Raw genomic sequence first — 18,505 nt, forward strand, 5'->3', positions numbered from 1 at the left:
TTAACACACCGCTCGCCTTTCCTGACCTGCCCAAGAACGCAGAAGGGCAGGGTCGCGGCAATGCCGTTAACCCTATTGAAACCTTGGAATCTGACCAAAAACGGGACCGGCTGCGGCTGGCCGTCAACTCTGTACCAATATGGGACCGAACCGACGGGGCTTCTAAATAATCGAATTGACGCGATGTAACCCCAGGGTTACTAGTAACCTGTAAGTTACATCGAGTGGGGGAGCCCGACCATGACCGATTCTGCCGAAGCCGCCGACCGCCTCAGTCTCCGCCGTGTGCGTGCTCTGCAGGTAGTGATGATCCTGTTCGCCGCGCAGGCCGGTCGGCCGCAAGTCGACATGCCGGACCGCGCAGTCGAGTACGTCGGCCACTTCGCGTGGCTGGTCATGGCTTTGGTGCTGTTCATGGTTTTGCGCACCGGTGGCTTCTGGCTGCGCAACCCGGAACTGCGCGCGCTCGCCAATGACGAAGTAACCCGCGCGCACCGCGCCGAGGCGATGGAATGGGGCTTCACCGCCGCAATTCTCGTGGCGATCGGTGGCTGCGTCGTTGCCTCGTTGACCGCTATGCCTTCGGTCTTCGCGTTCAAGCTGGTGATCCTGATCGGCCTGTTCGTGGCGGTGTTCCGCTTCGTCAAGCTGGAGCGCGCGGCACTTGCCTGAGCGGCTCGACAACACGCTGCGCGCCGCGCGCGAAGGCAAGGGCTGGACGCAGGCCCAACTGGCCGACGCCATCGGGGTCAGTCGCAAGACCGTCAACACGGTCGAAAACGGCGTGTTCGTGCCCTCGACGATCATCGCGCTCAAGCTGGCGCAGGCGCTCGGTCAGCCCGTGGAGGCGCTATTCAGGATCGTCGAAGAGTGACGGGATCGAACCCGTCGGCGGCGTCAACCCGAGGTGCTTCCACCCGCGATCGTTGAGGCAGCGCCCGCGTGCAGTGCGCGCCACCAGTCCCAGCTGAATCAGGTAGGGCTCGATCACTTCCTCGATCGTGTCGCGCGGTTCGGAAAGCCCCGCCGCCAGCGTTTCGACGCCGACCGGACCGCCCTTGTAGATGTCCGCAATCATCATCAGGTAGCGCCGATCCTGCAGGTCGAGCCCGATCTTGTCGACCTCGAGCCGGGTCAGCGCGCTGTCCGCGACGCCTTGCGTAATCGTCTCCACCCCATCGACTTGCGCGAAATCGCGCACCCGGCGCAGCAGGCGCCCTGCCACGCGCGGCGTGCCGCGTGCGCGCCGCGCGATCTCGTTCGCGCCGCCATGGTCGATGCCCACGCCCATCAGCGAAGCGCCGCGCGCGACAACGCGCTCCAGTTCGGGCACCGAATAGAACTGCAAACGCACCGGGATTCCGAAGCGATCACGCAACGGCGTCTGCAACAGCCCTTGCCGCGTCGTCGCGCCGATCAGCGTGAATGGCGGCAGGTCGATCCGCACCGATCGCGCCGACGGCCCTTCGCCGATGATCAGGTCGAGCGCGCGGTCCTCCATCGCCGGGTAGAGCACTTCCTCGACCACCGGATTGAGCCGGTGGATCTCGTCGATGAACAGCACATCGCCCGATTCGAGATTGGTCAGCAGCGCCGCCAGATCGCCCGCCTTGGCGATGACCGGCCCCGACGTCGCGCGGAAATTGACCCCCAGTTCGCGCGCAATGATCTGCGCCAGCGTGGTCTTGCCCAGCCCCGGCGGCCCGAAGAACAACACATGATCCATCGCCTCACGCCGCATCTTGGCGCTTTCGATGAACACGCGCAGGTTATCCCGCGCCGCCTCCTGCCCGACGAACTCGTGCAGCGTTTTCGGACGCAACGCGGCGTCCACGTCCTCGTGCTGGCGGTCGGGGGAGAGGAGGGGGTTGTCTGTCATGCTGGTTTAAGTCGAGCGTTGCGCCCTTGTAGGTCAAACCGTTTGAAATTTTGGGAAACGGATTCAACGCTTCGCCTACCCAAGTTGCGGACCAATGCAACTGCCGCAACAGCAGCACCTTTCCCAACTACTTCGTCACCAATGTCGCCATGAGCTATTCTGTGCCGCAGTTTCAGCATGTCTTCAAGTTTGCCGACATAAATTTCCGGACCCCACCGCTGGTATCGCCATGATAATGTAATGTCATCAATATCAAGCGTTGATCTAAATATCTTTTTTAAATTATCCGAGTTTGGTGTGTTTAAGGCTGCAGTTTTTGATGCCACATACTCTCGGTATATTTCCCGCCACCCATGACCAGCAAGACTCCATAATGCTTCTTTTGATGTTTTGTTAAGCGACTTCATGCCGGTTTTGTTGTAATACCATTCGAGCATTGGGTCGCGAACGCCAACGGGTAAGTCATCTGCCCGCTTGAAGCGTTTGGCCAGTGAGGCTCCATTCCTGCGGATGAGATCTTCGCAAAACCATTCCCAGGCAGACACCGAAAGCAGCAGAGAACTGCGATTTAAGACGTCCATGTTGTGCCGCCTTCCAGGCCCCGCACCCCCTATGTGTGCATGGAACTCAATCAGGCGATCCGCATCGGCGAGCCGAAGGTCGAGCCGTTCCAGTGTAGTTAGCTTCACCCCGCCGCCCTCTTAAGCGCGACCCGCACAAGGTCGTTCAGCCCCGCATCCTCGCCCAGTTCCTCGACGGCCTTGCCAACCGCATTGCTGGCCACCAGCGGCTTGAAACCAAGGTTCTGCAACGCCGAGATCGCGTCTGCGCTGGCCGAGCCCGGCGGCACGTAACCCACGTCGCCGCCCATCCCGACCGGCGAAGCATAGCCCGCAAGGCCACCCGCCTTGTCCTTCAGCTCGTTGACAATCCGGCTCGCCAGCTTCGGCCCGACGCCGTTTGCGCGCGCCACCATTGCGGCATCGCCATGGGCGCAGGCGCGCTGCAGTTCCTCGATTGCGAGGGCCGAGAGGATCGCCAGCGCGACCTTGCTTCCCACGCCCTGAACCGCCGTCAGCAGGCGGAACCATGCGCGTTCGCCGGCGCTGGTAAAGCCGATCAGGCGCTGGTCGGTCTCGCTCACCTGCATTTCGGTATGGACCACCACCGCGTCGCCGCGAATGCCAAGGTGCGTGAGCGTCTTGGCCGAGCATTGCACGAGGTAGCCGACGCCGCCCACGTCGATCACCGCCCAGTCGGGGCCGGTATCGTCGAGTATCCCGGTAAGCTTGGCGATCATGGTTTGTTCCTATGACAGGAACTTTTCACCAAAGCCAGAGCCTAAAGCCACCAATCAGGTGTTGGCCTGATCTTCCTCGGGCACATCGTCCCACGGACGGTAGTAGAGCTTTGCGCATTCGTCCGACAGGACCCCGCCGGTCAGCGTCAGGTCGTCCTTGAACGCATCGGCGACGAAATCCATCGTCGAGAGGTGGCGGTCCTCGAAGTACATCTCGTGGACGTCGTCCCGCCCCGCGCCATAGACGATGCGCGATACGCCCGCCCAAATCGAGGCCATCGTGCACATGCCGCAGGGCTGCAGCGTGGAATAGAGCGTAACGCCCGGAAAGCGCATCTCGCCTGAATGCTTGCCCGCCGCGCGGATCGCCATGATCTCGGCATGGGCGGTGGGATCGCAATGCTCCTGCGTGCGGTTGATGCCGTGCGCGAGCAGTTCGCCATCGCGCACGATGATCGCGGCAATCGGCGTGTTTGCAGGATCTGTACCCTTGCGCGCTATCGCAAGGTCGCGGGCGCGGGCCATCCAGTCTTCGTCGGTGAGCTTTTCCATGCCTTGCGATACGCCGGACGAAGGCAAGTCGTTCCGCCAGAAATTAGCGATGACTTCCCAGCATATTCGCATGCGTGATCGCCACGGCCAGCGCGTCGGCCGCGTCCTCGCCTGCCAGCTTCACGCCGGGCAGCAGGATCTTGAGCATGTGCTGTACCTGCTGCTTTTCCGCGCCACCGGTGCCGACCAGCGCTTTCTTGATCACCTTGGTCGGATATTCCGCGACCGGAATGCCCGCGCGTGCGACCGACAGCATCGCCACGCCGCGCGCTTGCCCGAGCTTGAGCGTCGACTGCGGATTGACGTTGACGAACACCTCTTCCACCGCGCCGCTATCGGGTCGGTGTTCGAGGATCACCGCCGCCAGCGCGGAGTCCAGTTCGACCAGCCGCTCGGCCATGCTCGCCTTGGCATTGGTGCGAATCTGGCCGTTGGCCACATGGCGCAAGTTGCTGCCCGATTTGGACACGATGCCCCAGCCGGTGCAGGTCAGGCCGGGGTCGATGCCAAGGATGATCATGTCAGGCCCTTAATCCGGCAATCCAAACTCTCCCACGAACGGGTGAGGGAAGAAGTCACAAACGCAGCCCGAAGCGCGGTCCAACCTGCATCATTGCCAGATACAGCGCCACGGTAAGAACGCATCCCGCAGCCAGCGCTGCCCAGAACGGCAGACCGGCACGCAGCAGGCGCGGGATCAGCAGGAACATTGGCAGCGACGGCAGCACGTACCAGAACGTCGCCTCGGCATGGATCGCCATGTTCTCTGCGTCCGGCCTAGCATTCCACAGCAGGATCATGCCCAGCACCGAGACGAGCGGGAGCGAGGCGACCAGCGCGCCCACCGCTGGCAGCTTGCGCCCGATCTCGGCGATCAGCGCGATCAGCAGGCCCGAGAGCACAGCCTTGATAGCAAGCGGCATCATGGGTCAGTAGACCATTTCGAACGGGCTTCCGGGTGTTTCTGTGCCTACCCAGTCCTGCGGGGCGGCTGTCTGCAAGGCGTCAAATGCCTCCCGATTGAACCGGGCGCTGGTCTTGCAAGCGAGGCTGGCGATTTGTCGCTCACCCGATGCCCCGCGCAGGACCTCGATCCCGGACGATCGAATTCCCGGACTCTCGTTGAGCGAGCCGGTCTCGTCAACGTGGACCACGTAATGCGTCAAACCGTTGGTGAAGCGGATATAGTCCTGGTTGAGCCCGCCTTGGCTGCGATTGCCGCCGGTGCGGATGTTGCGCCAGTCAGGCGTGCTCGCCACCGCTAGCTCGGGTCGGCCAAGTCGCCCAAACCGATAATGCAGCGAGCTTCTGCCAAGACAGACACTGCCGATCTTCGCGCCGAACCCGCATGAGTAGACCACCCGTTCGCCGCCCGAGCAGAGACTGGCGGGGGGCGCCGGACGAGGGCGGGCAGGCGTTGCCACCGATCCGCTGGCAGCAAGCAGCCCGGCAAAGGCGACGGCAACACAACAAGTTGCCGCAGCCATTTGCATCAGCCCAACTTCTCCATCACCTCATCGGGGATTTCGTAATTGCCCCACACCGTCTGGACGTCATCGTCCTCTTCCAGCACGTCGATCAGCTTGAGCAAGGTCGCCGCATCATCGGCCGAAACCTCGGTCGTGAGGCTCGGCCGCCAGGCAAGCTTGACGCCTTCGGCTTCGCCCAGCGTCTTTTCCAGTTCGCGCGCAACTTCGTGGAGACCGTCGACCGCGACCCAGATCTGGTGGCTGCCGGGATTTTCATCACCATCGCCCATGTCCGATTCGACATCGTCGGCACCGGCTTCGATCGCCGCTTCGAGAACCTTGTCTTCGTCGCCGACCTTGCCCGGATACTCGATCAGCCCGAGCCGTTCGAAGCCATGGCTCACTGCGCCGGTCGCGCCCAGATTGCCGCCGTTCTTCGAAAACGCGGTGCGCACGTTCGTGGCGGTGCGGTTGCGATTGTCGGTCAGCGCCTCGACGATGATCGCGACGCCGCCCGGGCCGTAGCCTTCGTAGCGCACTTCCTCGTAATTATCGCCTTCGCCCTTGCTCGCCTTGTCGATCGCGCGCTGGATGTTGTCCTTGGGCACCGACTGCGCCTTGGCGGCGTTGACGGCCGCGCGCAGGCGCGGGTTCATGTCCGGATCGGGCATGCCCATCTTGGCCGCCACGGTGATTTCGCGGCTCAGCTTGGAGAACTGCGCCGAACGCTTTTTGTCCTGCGCACCCTTGCGATGCATGATGTTCTTGAACTTGGAATGGCCTGCCATGGGTCCCGTGCTTCTTGCTGGTCTTGCGGAATGTGGCATGCCCCCTAGCGGACGGCGCGCTTTCGGGCAATCATTGCGACATGACCGATCCGATTGCCATTCCACCCGCCGCCCCGATACCCTCCAACATCCGCGCCGTGCTGACAGAGCCCTTCGCCTTCTGGGCAAGGCCGCACCTGATCGAGCCGACCGGCCTGCGCGCGCCGGGCGCTCTGCGGCACTGGGCGTTGCTTACCGTGCTGCAGGTGGCAGTGCTGCTGTGCGTGGTCGTGCCGATCATGCTGGCCTGGAAGAGTGCTTTCGACCTGGCCGCGCCCAACGCGTTCGACGGCATGGGGCCGCTCGCACTGTGGGGCGGGGCGGTTCTGCTCGGCCCGGTGCTGGAGGAACTGTTCTTCCGCGCTTGGCTCGCCGGACGTCGCCGCGCCTTGTGGGCGATGGCGGCCACGATCGCGGGCCTGGCTCTGTTCGTCGCTCTGGGCCGTGGCAACGCGCTGGCAGGCGGCGGCATCCTGCTGGCAACGGTAGTCGTCGCTGCGGGCGGGTGGTTCTGGCTGCGGCGGCGCGTGGATCGACCCGGCTGGTTCGTCCGCGCCTTCGCATGGCTATTCTACGCCAATGCGCTGGTATTTGCAGCGATGCACCTCGCCAACTATCCGAAGATTACACTGCTCGCACTGCCGATGGTCCTGCCCCAGCTATGGACCGGGCTGATGCTCGGCTTCATCCGCCTGCGCATCGGCCTGATCCCCGCGATCATGACTCACATCGTCTCGAACGCGGTCACTCTGGGCATCGCACTGACGTGGGGTTAAAGCACGACCGCCGTCCCGCTCACGCTGACCATGAGCATCGATCCCCGCGCGCCGATCGTCTCGTAGTCGATGTCGACGCCGATCACCGCATTGGCCCCTAGCGACAACGCCTTGTCCTCAAGTTCGCGCAGCGCCTGCTCGCGGCCGCGCGCCAGCACCTCTTCATACTTGCCCGAGCGACCGCCGAAGATGTCGGTGATCGAGGCGAACACATCCCGCACGATATTCGCGCCGAGGATCACTTCGCCGGTTACCACGCCAAGATAGCGCTGGACCGGTCGGCCCTCGATCAGGCTGGTGGTTGAAATGAGCATGCCGTGCCTCCCTGTTCAGAATGGGGAGGCTAGCACTTGCCGCGCCCTCGTCCAATCAACTCCCGACAATCGTGCCGCCATTGGGGTGCAGCACCTGGCCCGACATGTACGACGAATCCTCGCACGCCAGAAACAGGAAGCATGATGCCACCTCGTTCGGCTGGCCGGGGCGGCCCATCGGTGTGTTCTCGCCGAAAGTCTCGAGCTTCTCCGGACTGGCCCCGCCGCTGGGGTTGAGCGGTGTCCAGATCGGGCCGGGCGCCACCGCATTGACGCGGATACCCTCACCGATCAGATTCTCGGAAAGCGACCGCGTGAATGCGGTGATCGCGCCCTTGGTGCTTGAATAGTCGAGCAGTTCCTTCTCGCCCTGATACATCGTGATCGACGTGCAATTGATGATTGCGGCACCCTCTTTCAGATGCGGACGGGCCGCTTGGACCACATAGAACATCGAGAAGATGTTGGTCTGGAAGGTCCGCTGCAACTGCTCGACGGTAATGTCGCGGATATCCTTGTCGGGATGCTGCTCGCCTGCGTTGTTGATCACGATGTCCAGTTGGCCGAATTCGCCGATCACCAGATCGACCAGCGCCTTGCCAACATCGGGATCGCCCAGATCGCCTGCGAAAGTCAGCGCCTGCGCGCCTTCGGCCTCGCACAACTCGCGCGTCTTTTGCGCATCGCGGTCCTCGCACAGATAGGCGATCGCAACCTTGGCACCCTCACGCGCGAACAACACCGCGACCGCACGCCCGATACCGCTGTCGGCCCCGGTGACGATTGCGACCTTGCCTCTCAACCGCCCCGATCCGGGGAAGCGCGGCTGCCATTCCGGCTTGGGATCGAGCGTGGCTTCCGCACCGGGAAGGCCATCTTCATGAATCGGCGGGCGGACGGTGGCGGTATCGGTCATGTGCGGGGATCCTAGAGAAACAAGTACCTCGCAAACGGAATGAAAAGCACTCGGTTCTGGATCAATCGATCAGCGCTGTTAGAAGTGGGATGGTTTGAACGGAGGAGCGGATGACGGCCAAGAGCAGTGCGCCCGTCACTGGCCGCGACGAGTTTGAACGCGAGTTTATGGCGACGTTGATTGAAGACGCCGCAAGAGCGCTGCACCGTTTTGCGAGTGTCGGATCCGTCGAAATCGCGGCCAAGGACTTGCAAGCTGCGCGAAGGGATCTGGTCAGGAATCTCCATGCTGCCATCGAAGGGGCTGTCTGGGCCTTTCGCGAGCATGTCAGATCGACGGCCAAGTCACTAGATGTGCTTTCCCGTCATGAGGAAATCGCGCTCAGCGAAGAGAGCATTCAGGTCAGCGAACGAGGAACCGTCTCTGCGCAGCGTCGGAACCTCACGCTTGTCTCAACGATCCGGCTCACGACGAAAATTGCAGTGCGGCTGAATCCCACGCTGACGCCAAGCTTCGATACGACGGACTGGGCGAATTTCCGAAGTTCGGTCGCGACGCGGAATCGCGTCACCCATCCGAAAGCTATGGATGACCTCGTGGTGTCTGCAGATGACGCCTCGTCCAGCATTGCCGCTTTTTACTGGCTGATCGAACTGGTCGTCACGGGGATGGAGACCACCAACGCAGCTATGAGAGGCTACGTCAGAGGTCTCGCAGAGGCCATTGAGGGTTTAAGGGCGGGCGACCCCACAATTGTCGCCGCCTATCGGGAGCTTTTGCACGCGTCTTGGGACTGATTACTCAATTCCGAGCGCCGTCTTATACAGTTCCAGAATCGCTTCCATCTCGCGGCGATCATCAGGCTTCATCTTCCGCAAGCGAATGATCTGGCGCATGATCTTGGTATCATATCCGACGGCCTTACCTTCCGAATACACATCCTTGATGTCGTCGCCGATGCCCTTCTTTTCCTCTTCGAGGCGTTCGATACGCTCGATCAGGAGGCGCAGGCGGTCGTCGGCGGTTTCGGCCATCGGGGATATCCTCAAGGTAGCTGGTGAATCGATTGGCGGCGCTGTAGCCGCGCCAAGGGATTCGGGCAAAGCCGTGCCTGTGGAAATGTCCGGACTAGTGGTCGGCCGCGTTCTTCTTCATGCTTTCATCCATCCGCGCGATCTGCTCGGGCGTGGCTTCGGTCTGGAAGCGCTGCTTCCATTCGCCAGCCGGCATCCCGTGGATCACCTCGCGTGCGGCGGCCTTGTCCAGCCCGGCGCCAGCATCGTTGATCCAGTCGGCCAGACAATTGCGGCAAAATCCCGCAAGCCCCATCAGCTCGATGTTCTGTGCATCATGGCGGTGGCGCAAGTGGCGCACCAGTCGGCGGAAGGCCGCGGCAGCGACGGCATCGGGAATTGCGTCGATCGGGTCCGGAGCGGCGTTCGTTGCATTCGTATCCACTGTAATCGTCCTTGGGTTTTGGCAGGGCATACGCCATAGCGCGTGGCATTGTTGCATAAGGAGTATGATGGCTGTGGCAAAGATCGATCCGCGTGGGCGCAAGGTAAAAATCCTCGCCACCGTCGGCCCCGCCAGCCGCAGCCCTGAAATGCTCGAGAAGCTGGTGCGTGCAGGCGTCGATGCGTTCCGCGTCAACATGAGCCACGGCGAACATGCGATCCACGCTGAAACCATCGCCAGCATCCGCGCGCTCGAAAAGAAGCTCGGCCGTGCGATCACCGTGCTGTGCGACTTGCAGGGCCCCAAACTGCGCGTCGGCCAGTTCAAGGAAGGCCGCGCGGTTATCCGCCATTCGGGCCACTTCACGCTCGATCGCAACCCCGAACTCGGCGACGAAAACCGCGTCTGCCTGCCGCACCCCGAACTGTTCGGCGTCTTGCAGAAGGGCCAGCGCCTGCTGATCGACGATGGCAAGCTGCGCCTGCGCGTGATCCGTGCCGATGAGAACGAAATCCTGTGCTCGGCCGAAGTCGGCGGCGTGATCTCTGATCGCAAGGGCGTGAATGTGCCCGACGCTGTCGTGCCGGTGCCCGCACTCACCGAAAAGGACCGCCGCGACTTGTCGTTTGCGGTCGAACAGGGTGCCGACTGGATCGCGCTGTCGTTCGTCCAGCGGCCCGAGGATGTCGCCGAAGCGCGTCGCCTGATGGGCGGCTACGGCTCGCTCATGGCCAAGATCGAAAAGCCGGCTGCAATTTCGCGCCTCGAAGAAATCGTCGAACTGTCCGATGGCATCATGGTCGCGCGCGGCGATCTCGGTGTCGAACTCAATCCCGAGGAAGTCCCGCCGCTCCAGAAGCGCATCGTCGAAACCGCCCGCCGCCAGGGCAAGCCGGTCGTCGTGGCAACGCAGATGCTCGAATCGATGATCGAAGCGCCGACGCCGACGCGCGCCGAAGTGTCCGACGTCGCCAACGCGGTTTACGACGGTGCCGACGCAGTCATGCTGTCGGCCGAGACAGCGGCGGGTGCCTGGCCTGAAGAGGCGGTTACGATCATGCATCGCATCGCCGCGCAGGTCGAAGCCGATCCGGGATACGCCGCGCGGGTCCACTTCATTGAAACGCTGCCAGATCCGACCACCGCAGATGCGCTGGCGCAGGCTGCGGCCAGCATCGCCGACACGCTGCCGATCGCGGGCATCATCGTGTTTACAGGCTCCGGCTCGACCGCACGCCGTGTCGCGCGTGAACGTCCAGCGGTGCCGATGCTCGTGCTTACCCCTTCGGCCAAGACCGCGCGCAAGGTCGGGCTTCTGTGGGGCGCGCACGCCGTCAGCACCAAGGACATCGGCAGTTTCGAGGAGATGATCGCAAAGGGCAAGCGGATGGCGCTGCGGCACGGCTTCGGCTCGGCCGGATCGCGGCTGGTGATCCTCGCTGGCGTCCCGTTCGGCACGCCCGGCGCGACCAACCTGCTCCACGTCGTCACGCTGACCGGCAAAGAGCTCGAAGCCTCCAGCTAGGCGTTGGGCGCTAAGCCAGCTTGCCTGGCTTGATCGTCGTCAGCCGAGGCGCATCGCGACCGGCGCGCTTGTCGGCGGCGACCACGCAGTTCTTGCCTGCCTTCTTCGCCGCATAAAGCGCCGTGTCGGCAATCGGCAGGATGTCGGTGGCCGACGTCGCTGTTTCGGGCACCGTGGCCACGCCCAATGAGGCACTGATCGCGCAGGCATGGCTCGTGCCCAGCGATTCGATCCGCTCGCGCAGCATCTCGGCTTTGGCGAGTGCGTCCTCGAGCGAGCAATCGGGCAGGATCGCTACCAGTTCTTCCCCGCCATAGCGGCAGGCCACGTCGGTAGGGCGCAGGCACCCGACGATCTGCGCCGCGACATCACGCAGCACGGCGTCGCCCTTGGCATGGCCGTGTTCGTCGTTCAGCTTCTTGAAGTTGTCGAGGTCGAGCATGATCACCGCCGTGCTGGCGCCGGTCCGCGAACCCAGCGACACGAAACGTTCAAGAGCGTCTTCCATATAACGACGGTTGTACAGCCCGGTGAGGGGATCGCGCAGCGACTGCGTGCGCAGCTTCTCGCGCAACGAAATGTTCGATAGCGCAAGGGACATCGAATCTGCCAATGCACGACCCAGGCGGCGGACCGACATCAGCCTTTCGAAAGCGCCGTCGGTTTCGCTGTGCGTGATGATCAGCAGGCCGTGCAGTTGCCCGCAGGCCATCATCGGCAGCTCTACGCTGGCAATCTGCGACGCATGGTGCGCGCAGCAGAGCGTTGCCTGATGCGGCGCATTGATGTGGGGCTTGCCCCGCTTGAGCGCCCAACAGTTTGATGGCGATAGCGTTTCCTGCGCGATCATGCCGTCTGGCATGTCCCAGGCGCGGGCAAGGTCGAGCCGGTCTCGCGAATTGTTGAAGACATAGAGCGCCGTGCCGTAGCCCGGAAGCAGCCGACGCGACGTGGCCATTAGAACTGCGCCCGCATCCTCGTACGTTTCGGCGGCCTGAAGCATGTCCGTCATGGCGAACAGTTCCTGGATCTGTTCGCGCGAATCACGGGTCTGCCTGAAATTTTCTGCTTCGCGTGCGCGGATCGTCAATGCGACGCGACGCAAGGTTAACTGCAACATGAAGACGCCCGCGATGGCGATCGATCCTATCGCCGCAAGCAGGTCATGGTACTTTTCATCGATCAGCAGAGTCAGCAATACGGCGATCAGGACCACGGCCTGCGCGATCATTCCCGAGATGTGCGCACGGTCCAGCACTTTGGCCCGGTCTATCGAGCGCTGAACGCTGCCCTGTGCTTCTGACATTGCCGCACGCCCTCCCATGACCCCGCAGACTATATCGCGGTGATCGCGGAAATTCGTTAAAGCTCACCACCGTACTCGCCGAATAGGTCAAAGGTCTGAAATTAGGGTTAAAGAACGTTTGTTTTCAACGCGATCCGAACAATGCCGAGCCGACGCGGACATGCGTCGCCCCAAGCTGGACCGCGGTTTCCAGATCGTCGCTCATGCCCATCGACAGCGCGGCCAGGCCATTGTCGTCAGCCAGCTTGTCGAGCAGCGCAAAGAAAGGCGCCGCCTCGATCTGAGCGGGGGGCACGCACATCAGTCCGATGACTTCGACGCCCTTTGCACGTGCCCGCTCCAGCAGCGCCGGAAGCTCGGCCACCGGGCAGCCGCCCTTCTGCTCCTCCGCGCCGATGTTGACCTGAACGAAGCACGGCACGCGCTTGTCCAGCTTGTCCTGTGCCTTGGCCAGCGCGTCGACCACACTCGTCCGGTCAAGCGAATGGATGCAATCGAACAGCGCGACCGCATCCTCGGCCTTGTTCGATTGCAACTGCCCGACAAGGTGCAGTTCCACCTCGGGATGATCGGCCAGGATCGCCGGCCACTTGTCCTGCGATTCCTGCACCCGGTTCTCACCGAACACCCGCTGACCTTGCGCAATCAGATCGCGGATCGCGTCTGCCGGCTTGGTCTTCGAAATCGCGATCAGCGTGACATCGGCGGCCTTGCGCCCAGCGATCTTTGCCGCCGAGGCGATGCGCGAACGGACCTGTTCGAGCGGCGATGAAGGGACTGCCTGTTCCATGGCGCGGTGCTATAGCGCGCGCATGGCAAAGCGCCAGACCAACAAGCGGGTGCCTTCGGCCATCCTGATCAGCGATGCGCGCAACGATGCCGCGCTCGAACGCGCCATCGCGCGCCTGCCGCGCGGCGCAGCGCTGGTGTTCCGGCACTACCACTTGCCGCCAGCAGAACGGCGCGCGCGCTTTGAGGCCTTGCGCAAGTTAGCGCGGCTCCACCGCATCGCGATGATCGGGGCAAGGGTGCCGCGAAGCTGGCGCGCCGATGGCGTCTACGGCACCCCCGCCGAGATCGCGGGCGCGCGGGGCCTGCGCCTGGCCACCGCGCATTCGCTGTCCGAAATCGGCGCGGCCACCCGCGCCGGGGCGCATGCCATCCTGCTTTCGCCCGTCTACGCAACACGCTCGCACCCCGGAGCCTTGGCGCTCGGCGCGCCGCGCTTCCTGATGCTCGCAAGGCACTCTTCCCTGCCGGTGATCGCGCTGGGCGGGATGACAAGGGCGAGGGCGGCAAGACTGCCGGTGCACGGCTGGGCCGCCATCGACGGCCGCGCCTGAGCCTTTGCAAACAGGCGATTCCATCAGGGATTCTTGACGCTTACGCCCCTTCAGGCGCATAATGGGCAAGACAAGGGCAGGGACAATCGCAATCATGGCAAGCCGGGCAGCATCGAAGGCACGCGCAAGCGGGGCGGACTGGCGCGCCGTCCTGCGCCGTTCGCTACGCCGCAGCCTCGAGCTGATCGGCGGCGGCGTGCTGGTCGCGCTGCTCGTGTTCCTCGCGCTCGCATTGGTCAGCTACACCCAGACCGATCCCTCGGGCAGCACCGCATCGGGTAGTCCGGTCGAAAACTGGATGGGCCTTCCAGGTGCCTGGAGCGCTGAACTGGTCCTGCGCTTTTTCGGGCTGCCCGGCGCGCTGTTGCTCCCGCTGCTGTGGGTCTTCGCCCGCCGCCTGTGGGATGCCGACAGCGACGTGATCGACCGTGACGATGATGAGGACGCGCCTGCACCACAACGCTGGTGGCGGCCGACCCTGCTGCTGTTTGCGGGCATGGCGCTGATCGGCACCGCGCTTGCCTTATGGGGTCCGGACTCGGCCAATCGGCTGCCCGCAGGACCCGGCGGCCTGTCGGGGCTGCTCGGCGCAGCGGGCATATTGGCGATCACCCGCCTGGTCCCGCAAATCCCGGAGCTGTGGATCACGCTGCCTTTCGGCCTCGTCACGCTGGGCAGCGGTTTCGCGATCGCTGCGCGCGTGTTCGCGTTCGACTGGGGCCGGATGTTGACCCTGCCGCCGTTCCTGCACCGTGCCCCCCGGGCCGAGCGCACAGCGGACGACGTGCCCGCGCTTCCCGCTCCGCGCAAGGAACGCCGCGAGAAGGAAGCCCGCGCCACCGCCGATGCGATCGACGTGCAGGCTTCGCTCAGCCAGCGCAAGCCGACCGAGATCAGCGACGCTTCGCGCGGGCCTGCACCTGCCGCGATGCTCGCCAAGGCGCGTCAGGGCGACCTGTTCGACGCGCATGAACTGCCCTCGATCGACCTGCTCGTCGAAGCGCCCGCTGGCTCGGCGCAAAAGGTCGACAAGCTCGCGCTCGAACGCAACGCCCGCCTGCTCGAAAACGTGCTCGACGATTTCAACGTCAAGGGTGAGATCACCGCCGTGCGTACCGGTCCGGTCGTCACGATGTACGAACTCGAACCCGCGCCGGGAATCAAAGCCAGCCGCGTGATCGGCCTTTCCGACGACATCGCCCGCAACATGAGCGCGATCTCCGCGCGCGTATCCTCGATCCCCGGCCGCACCGTGATGGGCATCGAACTGCCCAATGCAATTCGCGACATGGTCTCGTTCCGCGAACTGATCGCGTGCGAAAAGTTCGCCTCGTCCAAGGCCCTGCTGCCGATCATCCTGGGCAAGGATATCTCGGGCGAACCGATCGTCGCCGATCTTGCGACGATGCCGCATCTGCTGGTTGCGGGCACCACCGGCTCGGGCAAGTCGGTCGGGCTCAACTGCATCCTGCTGTCGCTGCTCTATCGCCTTACGCCCGCACAGTGCCGCCTGATCCTCGTCGATCCCAAAGTGCTCGAACTCAAGTCCTACGACGACATTCCGCACCTGCTGTCGCCTGTCGTGACCGAGCCTGCCAAGGCTGTCCGCGCGCTCAAGTGGGCGGTCGAAGAGATGGAGCGGCGTTATCGCCAGATGTCGTCGATCGCCGTGCGCAACATCTCGGGTTTCAACGAAAAGGTCCGCGCCGCACAGGCCAAGGGCAAGCCCCTGGGCCGCCGCATCCAGGTCGGCTTCGATCCCGACAGTGGCGAGGAACTGTTCGAGGAACAGCAGCTCGATTACGAAGTGATCCCGCAGATCGTCGTCATCGTCGACGAATTGGCCGATCTCATGGTCACCGTCGGCAAGGAAATCGAAGTCCTGATCCAGCGGCTTTCGCAAAAGAGCCGCGCGGCCGGCATCCACCTGATCATGGCCACGCAGCGCCCGTCGGTCGACGTCATCACCGGTGTGATCAAGGCGAACCTGCCCACCCGCATCAGCTTTGCCGTCACCAGCCGCATCGACAGCCGCACGATCCTGGGTGAACAGGGCGCAGAGCAGCTGCTGGGCAAGGGCGACATGCTCTACAAACCCAACACCGATCCGATCAAGCGCGTCCACGGCCCCTTCGTCTCGGACGAGGAAGTCGAACGCGTCGCCGATCACTGGCGCAGCCAGGGCAGCCCCGAATATGTCGATTCGGTCACCGAGGAACCCGAGGACGGCGGCTTCGGCTTCGACGATATCGACGGTGCCTCGGACAACCCCGAGGATCGCAAATACCGCCAGGTTTGCCAGCTCGTGTTCGAAAGCCAGAAGGCTTCGGCCAGCTGGATCCAGCGCCAGATGGGTGTCGGCTACAATACCGCTTCAAAATGGATCGAACGTATGGAGAGCGACGGCCTGGTAGGTCCGGCGAACCATGTCGGGCGGCGCGAAATCTATCGCGATAAGGACGGTAACATCCTGTAACTGCGCGATGATGCATGAACGCAACAGCATTTTATTATCGACAGAACTTCATGCCCTTGCCGCTGTGCATTAACTGGCTCCTAAGTTTGTCGCTTTAGTCAGGGTCCATGGTGTGGATCGTACGTCAGGGGGCTTATCTGCTTGCCTTGCTGCTGGTCGGGTTGGTCCCGGCTGCGGCAAGCGCACAGTCCATCCCCGTGGAGCGCGTCTGCCACGCCTCGGCCAGTGCAACCGAAACCTGGCACGACCTCGCCCGCACGCCTGCGCGCTGGCGCTGCGACGACGGCGGGTGGTCCCTGTCGAGCGAGGCGGTACTTATCCGGTTCGATCTTGGGGCAGGGGACGGCGCGGTGCTGCCACAAAGCATTTCGACGCATACGGGCTACTTCGAGAGGATCGACGTTGGCATCGTGGATCGCTCCGGCCGGACGCGATGGGCATCATGGGGGCCCGACGATCTTCAGCACATTGCAAGCGGCCCTTACATGAGCCTCGACCTGGTCGGGGTCGATAGCAACAGCGCGCAGATCGTGGTTCGTGTCATCCGCCCGTGGAGCAAGACGATGCTTAGCGAGATGACGCTGGATCCCGCTCCGCACGGTACCGGCTGGCCGATGGGCCGGATCGTCGCCATGGCAGCAATCTGCGGGATGCTGCTCGTACCGCTGTTCATCAACACCGCGTTCTATTCCGCCCTGCCCGAACGCTACGTGCTCTGGCATCTCTTGATGGTGGCAGCGATGCTGGTCCAGGCGGCTTTTGCCACCGGGTTCGTGCATCTGATCGTCGAACCTGGTCTGATGACCGAATGGCAGTTATCGAACATGGCGTTCGCGGTGATGGCCGGCGCTGCGCTCATGTTTGCAACCACGTTTCTTGAGCCGGACAAGAGCGACCCGCGATTGCGCCGTGCGGGCAGATCGCTAGCGCCAGTCATCGTTCTCGTGGGTGCCTTGTCGTGTGTTCCGGCGGAATTGCTGCGCCCGCTTTCGGCGCCTGCAATGCACATAGCCGTGGGCGCCACGATCGGCGTGATCGCGGCAATCATAATTGACGCATGGCGCCGGGGCAGCCGGGTCGTCCGTTTCCAGATCATCGGCTGGACGCCGATTATGGTGAGCGGCACATACCGCATCGCCGCCTACCTGATCCCTTCGCTCCACCCGACCGAAGCGATCGTACTTTACCAGCTCGCTCTCGCATTCGAGGTCCTGGTCACTGCGCTTGGCATTGTCAGCCGGTTCGTCGACGTGAGGCAGGAGCGCGACGACGCCACCGCACGTGCGATCGAGCTCGAAGGCGTCGCCGACCGCGATCCGCTGACCGGTCTGCGCAACCGCCGCTCGATCGAAGGGCGCTTCGACGACCTGTTCCTGCGCGGCTTCCGCACGATGGCGGTGATGGACCTCGACCTGTTCAAGCATGTCAACGATACGCACGGCCACGCGGTCGGTGACACGGTACTGCGCGCAGCGGCCAGGGCACTGATCGACGATCGCGACACCAAGGCGATCCGCATGGGCGGCGAGGAGTTCATCCTGCTCCTGCGCGGGCCCGGCAGCGTCGCACGCGCAGAATGCTGCCGCCGCGCGATCAGTACCCGCGTCGCCGCCGAAGTGCCGGGGCTTGATCGCCTCGTCACCGCCAGCATGGGGCTGGTCGAGCATGACACCGGCGGCACGCTCCAGATCGAATTCGCCACACTCTACGCCCGCTGCGATCGCCTGCTCTACGAAGCCAAGCGCCTCGGTCGCAATCGTACGATGAAAGAGCGCGTCACCGGGTTCGACGTGCACGGACGCGCCGTCGCCTAAGGCAAGAACGGCGCGGCAACGTCCTTGGGCACGCGCAGCAAGCGCCCACTGGCGCGATCTAGCAACGCCCACGTCGTGCGCGCAGACACGATCACCTTGCCCGCATCGTTGGTGAAATCCACCCGCCGGTCGAACCGCGCGCCGGTCGGCGCTTCGGGGATGAACGTCTCGGCGCGTACGCTCTGCCCCAAGCCGATATTCCCCCGATAATCGATCTCGTGCCGCGTTACGACCCAGACGTAGGCCGCCTTGTGCGCGTCGCTCGCCACGGCATCCCAGTGCGCCACCGCGATGTCCTGCACCCACTGCAGCCACACGGCGTTGTTGACGTGGCCCAGCTCGTCGATGTGCTCCGGCGCTGCGGTGAAGGTCAGGGCGTGGCGGTTGGTCACCACTTCGGCCCTCCCGCGTGCGGGAGGTCGCTCCACCATTTCCCCCCTCCCGCCTGCGGGAGGTCGTTCCACCAATTCTCCCCTCCCGCCTGCGGGAGGGGTCGGGGGTGGGCCTGTTCTTTAGCGGGATTTGCAGCGATCATGATCATCAACATGCC

Annotated in this window: 23 protein-coding genes; 8 read left to right on the forward strand and 15 right to left on the reverse strand. The window is 63.6% G+C overall.

Annotated elements, in window-relative coordinates:
* Positions 1-240: 240 nt before the first annotated feature.
* Together GGQ88_RS06935 and GGQ88_RS06940 are read left to right on the forward strand one after the other, a co-directional pair.
* Positions 241-672, forward strand: a complete 432-nt coding sequence (locus GGQ88_RS06935; RefSeq protein WP_183612379.1) for a hypothetical protein — start codon at positions 241-243, stop codon at positions 670-672.
* Positions 665-874, forward strand: coding sequence for a helix-turn-helix transcriptional regulator (locus tag GGQ88_RS06940; RefSeq protein ID WP_183612380.1), 210 nt, complete (start codon positions 665-667; stop codon positions 872-874). The genes GGQ88_RS06935 and GGQ88_RS06940 overlap by 8 nt, the downstream gene beginning before the upstream one ends.
* Here GGQ88_RS06940 and ruvB read toward each other — a convergent pair.
* The 8 genes from ruvB to GGQ88_RS06980 are packed head-to-tail and all read right to left on the reverse strand — an operon-like array spanning position 851 to position 5,988.
* Positions 851-1,879 (reverse strand): Holliday junction branch migration DNA helicase RuvB, encoded by a 1,029-nt coding sequence (gene ruvB / locus GGQ88_RS06945; RefSeq protein ID WP_183612381.1) that lies wholly within the window; start codon positions 1,877-1,879, stop codon positions 851-853. The two genes, GGQ88_RS06940 and ruvB, sit on opposite strands and share 24 nt — an antisense overlap.
* The gene (locus GGQ88_RS06950) at positions 1,876-2,568 is read right to left on the reverse strand and encodes a HEPN domain-containing protein (RefSeq protein ID WP_183612382.1); all 693 of its coding nucleotides are present in this window, start codon (positions 2,566-2,568) and stop codon (positions 1,876-1,878) included. Before GGQ88_RS06950 ends, ruvB begins: the two co-directional genes overlap by 4 nt.
* Positions 2,565-3,179 carry a Holliday junction branch migration protein RuvA gene (gene ruvA, locus GGQ88_RS06955; protein ID WP_183612383.1) on the reverse strand — a complete coding sequence of 205 codons (615 nt, stop codon included), beginning with the start codon at positions 3,177-3,179 and terminating at the stop codon, positions 2,565-2,567. Before ruvA ends, GGQ88_RS06950 begins: the two co-directional genes overlap by 4 nt.
* A gap of 54 nt (positions 3,180-3,233) precedes the next feature.
* Positions 3,234-3,731, reverse strand: a complete 498-nt coding sequence (locus tag GGQ88_RS06960; RefSeq protein WP_183612384.1) for a nucleoside deaminase — start codon at positions 3,729-3,731, stop codon at positions 3,234-3,236.
* Positions 3,732-3,774: 43 nt separating this feature from the next.
* Positions 3,775-4,251 carry a crossover junction endodeoxyribonuclease RuvC gene (gene ruvC / locus GGQ88_RS06965; protein WP_183612385.1) on the reverse strand — a complete coding sequence of 159 codons (477 nt, stop codon included), beginning with the start codon at positions 4,249-4,251 and terminating at the stop codon, positions 3,775-3,777.
* A 55-nt stretch (positions 4,252-4,306) separates the two neighbouring features.
* The gene (locus GGQ88_RS06970; RefSeq protein WP_183612386.1) at positions 4,307-4,657 is read right to left on the reverse strand and encodes a DUF3147 family protein; all 351 of its coding nucleotides are present in this window, start codon (positions 4,655-4,657) and stop codon (positions 4,307-4,309) included.
* A gap of 3 nt (positions 4,658-4,660) precedes the next feature.
* Positions 4,661-5,218, reverse strand: coding sequence for a hypothetical protein (locus tag GGQ88_RS06975; protein ID WP_183612387.1), 558 nt, complete (start codon positions 5,216-5,218; stop codon positions 4,661-4,663).
* Between the two features lie 5 nt (positions 5,219-5,223).
* Positions 5,224-5,988, reverse strand: a complete 765-nt coding sequence (locus GGQ88_RS06980; RefSeq protein ID WP_183612388.1) for a YebC/PmpR family DNA-binding transcriptional regulator — start codon at positions 5,986-5,988, stop codon at positions 5,224-5,226.
* Positions 5,989-6,068: 80 nt separating this feature from the next.
* Between GGQ88_RS06980 and GGQ88_RS06985 the strand changes: the two genes are divergently transcribed.
* Positions 6,069-6,803, forward strand: coding sequence for a CPBP family glutamic-type intramembrane protease (locus GGQ88_RS06985; RefSeq protein WP_183612389.1), 735 nt, complete (start codon positions 6,069-6,071; stop codon positions 6,801-6,803).
* Here GGQ88_RS06985 and GGQ88_RS06990 read toward each other — a convergent pair.
* Both GGQ88_RS06990 and GGQ88_RS06995 read right to left on the reverse strand, forming a co-directional pair.
* Positions 6,800-7,117, reverse strand: a complete 318-nt coding sequence (locus tag GGQ88_RS06990; RefSeq protein ID WP_183612390.1) for a heavy metal-binding domain-containing protein — start codon at positions 7,115-7,117, stop codon at positions 6,800-6,802. The two genes, GGQ88_RS06985 and GGQ88_RS06990, sit on opposite strands and share 4 nt — an antisense overlap.
* A gap of 55 nt (positions 7,118-7,172) precedes the next feature.
* Positions 7,173-8,033, reverse strand: coding sequence for an SDR family oxidoreductase (locus tag GGQ88_RS06995; protein ID WP_183612391.1), 861 nt, complete (start codon positions 8,031-8,033; stop codon positions 7,173-7,175).
* A gap of 110 nt (positions 8,034-8,143) precedes the next feature.
* Here GGQ88_RS06995 and GGQ88_RS07000 point away from each other — a divergent pair, with 110 nt between their 5' ends.
* Positions 8,144-8,830, forward strand: coding sequence for a hypothetical protein (locus tag GGQ88_RS07000; protein ID WP_183612392.1), 687 nt, complete (start codon positions 8,144-8,146; stop codon positions 8,828-8,830).
* Here the strand turns inward: GGQ88_RS07000 and GGQ88_RS07005 are convergent, their stop codons facing one another.
* Together GGQ88_RS07005 and GGQ88_RS07010 are read right to left on the reverse strand one after the other, a co-directional pair.
* A complete protein-coding gene (locus GGQ88_RS07005; RefSeq protein ID WP_183612393.1) occupies positions 8,831-9,067 on the reverse strand; it encodes a DUF2312 domain-containing protein in 237 nt (78 codons plus the stop codon).
* A gap of 94 nt (positions 9,068-9,161) precedes the next feature.
* Entirely contained in the window at positions 9,162-9,491 is a 330-nt protein-coding gene (locus GGQ88_RS07010; protein WP_343057114.1) for a DUF1244 domain-containing protein, read from the reverse strand.
* A 73-nt stretch (positions 9,492-9,564) separates the two neighbouring features.
* Here GGQ88_RS07010 and pyk point away from each other — a divergent pair, with 73 nt between their 5' ends.
* Entirely contained in the window at positions 9,565-11,016 is a 1,452-nt protein-coding gene (gene pyk / locus GGQ88_RS07015; RefSeq protein ID WP_425490418.1) for a pyruvate kinase, read from the forward strand.
* A 10-nt stretch (positions 11,017-11,026) separates the two neighbouring features.
* Here pyk and GGQ88_RS07020 read toward each other — a convergent pair whose 3' ends face one another.
* Positions 11,027-12,322: a sensor domain-containing diguanylate cyclase gene (locus GGQ88_RS07020; protein ID WP_183612396.1), complete on the reverse strand. Its 1,296-nt coding sequence runs from the start codon at positions 12,320-12,322 to the stop codon at positions 11,027-11,029.
* A 124-nt stretch (positions 12,323-12,446) separates the two neighbouring features.
* The gene (locus tag GGQ88_RS07025) at positions 12,447-13,112 is read right to left on the reverse strand and encodes a YggS family pyridoxal phosphate-dependent enzyme (protein WP_183612397.1); all 666 of its coding nucleotides are present in this window, start codon (positions 13,110-13,112) and stop codon (positions 12,447-12,449) included.
* Positions 13,113-13,134: 22 nt separating this feature from the next.
* Between GGQ88_RS07025 and GGQ88_RS07030 the strand changes: the two genes are divergently transcribed.
* From GGQ88_RS07030 to GGQ88_RS07040, 3 genes are all read left to right on the forward strand, one after another.
* Positions 13,135-13,665 (forward strand): thiamine phosphate synthase, encoded by a 531-nt coding sequence (locus tag GGQ88_RS07030; protein ID WP_246385585.1) that lies wholly within the window; start codon positions 13,135-13,137, stop codon positions 13,663-13,665.
* A 94-nt stretch (positions 13,666-13,759) separates the two neighbouring features.
* Positions 13,760-16,141, forward strand: a complete 2,382-nt coding sequence (locus GGQ88_RS07035; RefSeq protein ID WP_183612399.1) for an FtsK/SpoIIIE family DNA translocase — start codon at positions 13,760-13,762, stop codon at positions 16,139-16,141.
* Positions 16,142-16,248: 107 nt separating this feature from the next.
* Positions 16,249-17,955 carry a GGDEF domain-containing protein gene (locus GGQ88_RS07040; RefSeq protein WP_183612400.1) on the forward strand — a complete coding sequence of 569 codons (1,707 nt, stop codon included), beginning with the start codon at positions 16,249-16,251 and terminating at the stop codon, positions 17,953-17,955.
* Here GGQ88_RS07040 and GGQ88_RS07045 read toward each other — a convergent pair.
* On the reverse strand, positions 17,952-18,386 hold the full coding sequence (locus GGQ88_RS07045) for an acyl-CoA thioesterase (protein WP_183612401.1): 435 nt from the start codon (positions 18,384-18,386) through the stop codon (positions 17,952-17,954). The two genes, GGQ88_RS07040 and GGQ88_RS07045, sit on opposite strands and share 4 nt — an antisense overlap.
* Positions 18,387-18,505: the final 119 nt, after the last annotated feature.

This window comes from Novosphingobium hassiacum, from assembly GCF_014196055.1.
Lineage (GTDB): Bacteria > Pseudomonadota > Alphaproteobacteria > Sphingomonadales > Sphingomonadaceae > Novosphingobium > Novosphingobium hassiacum.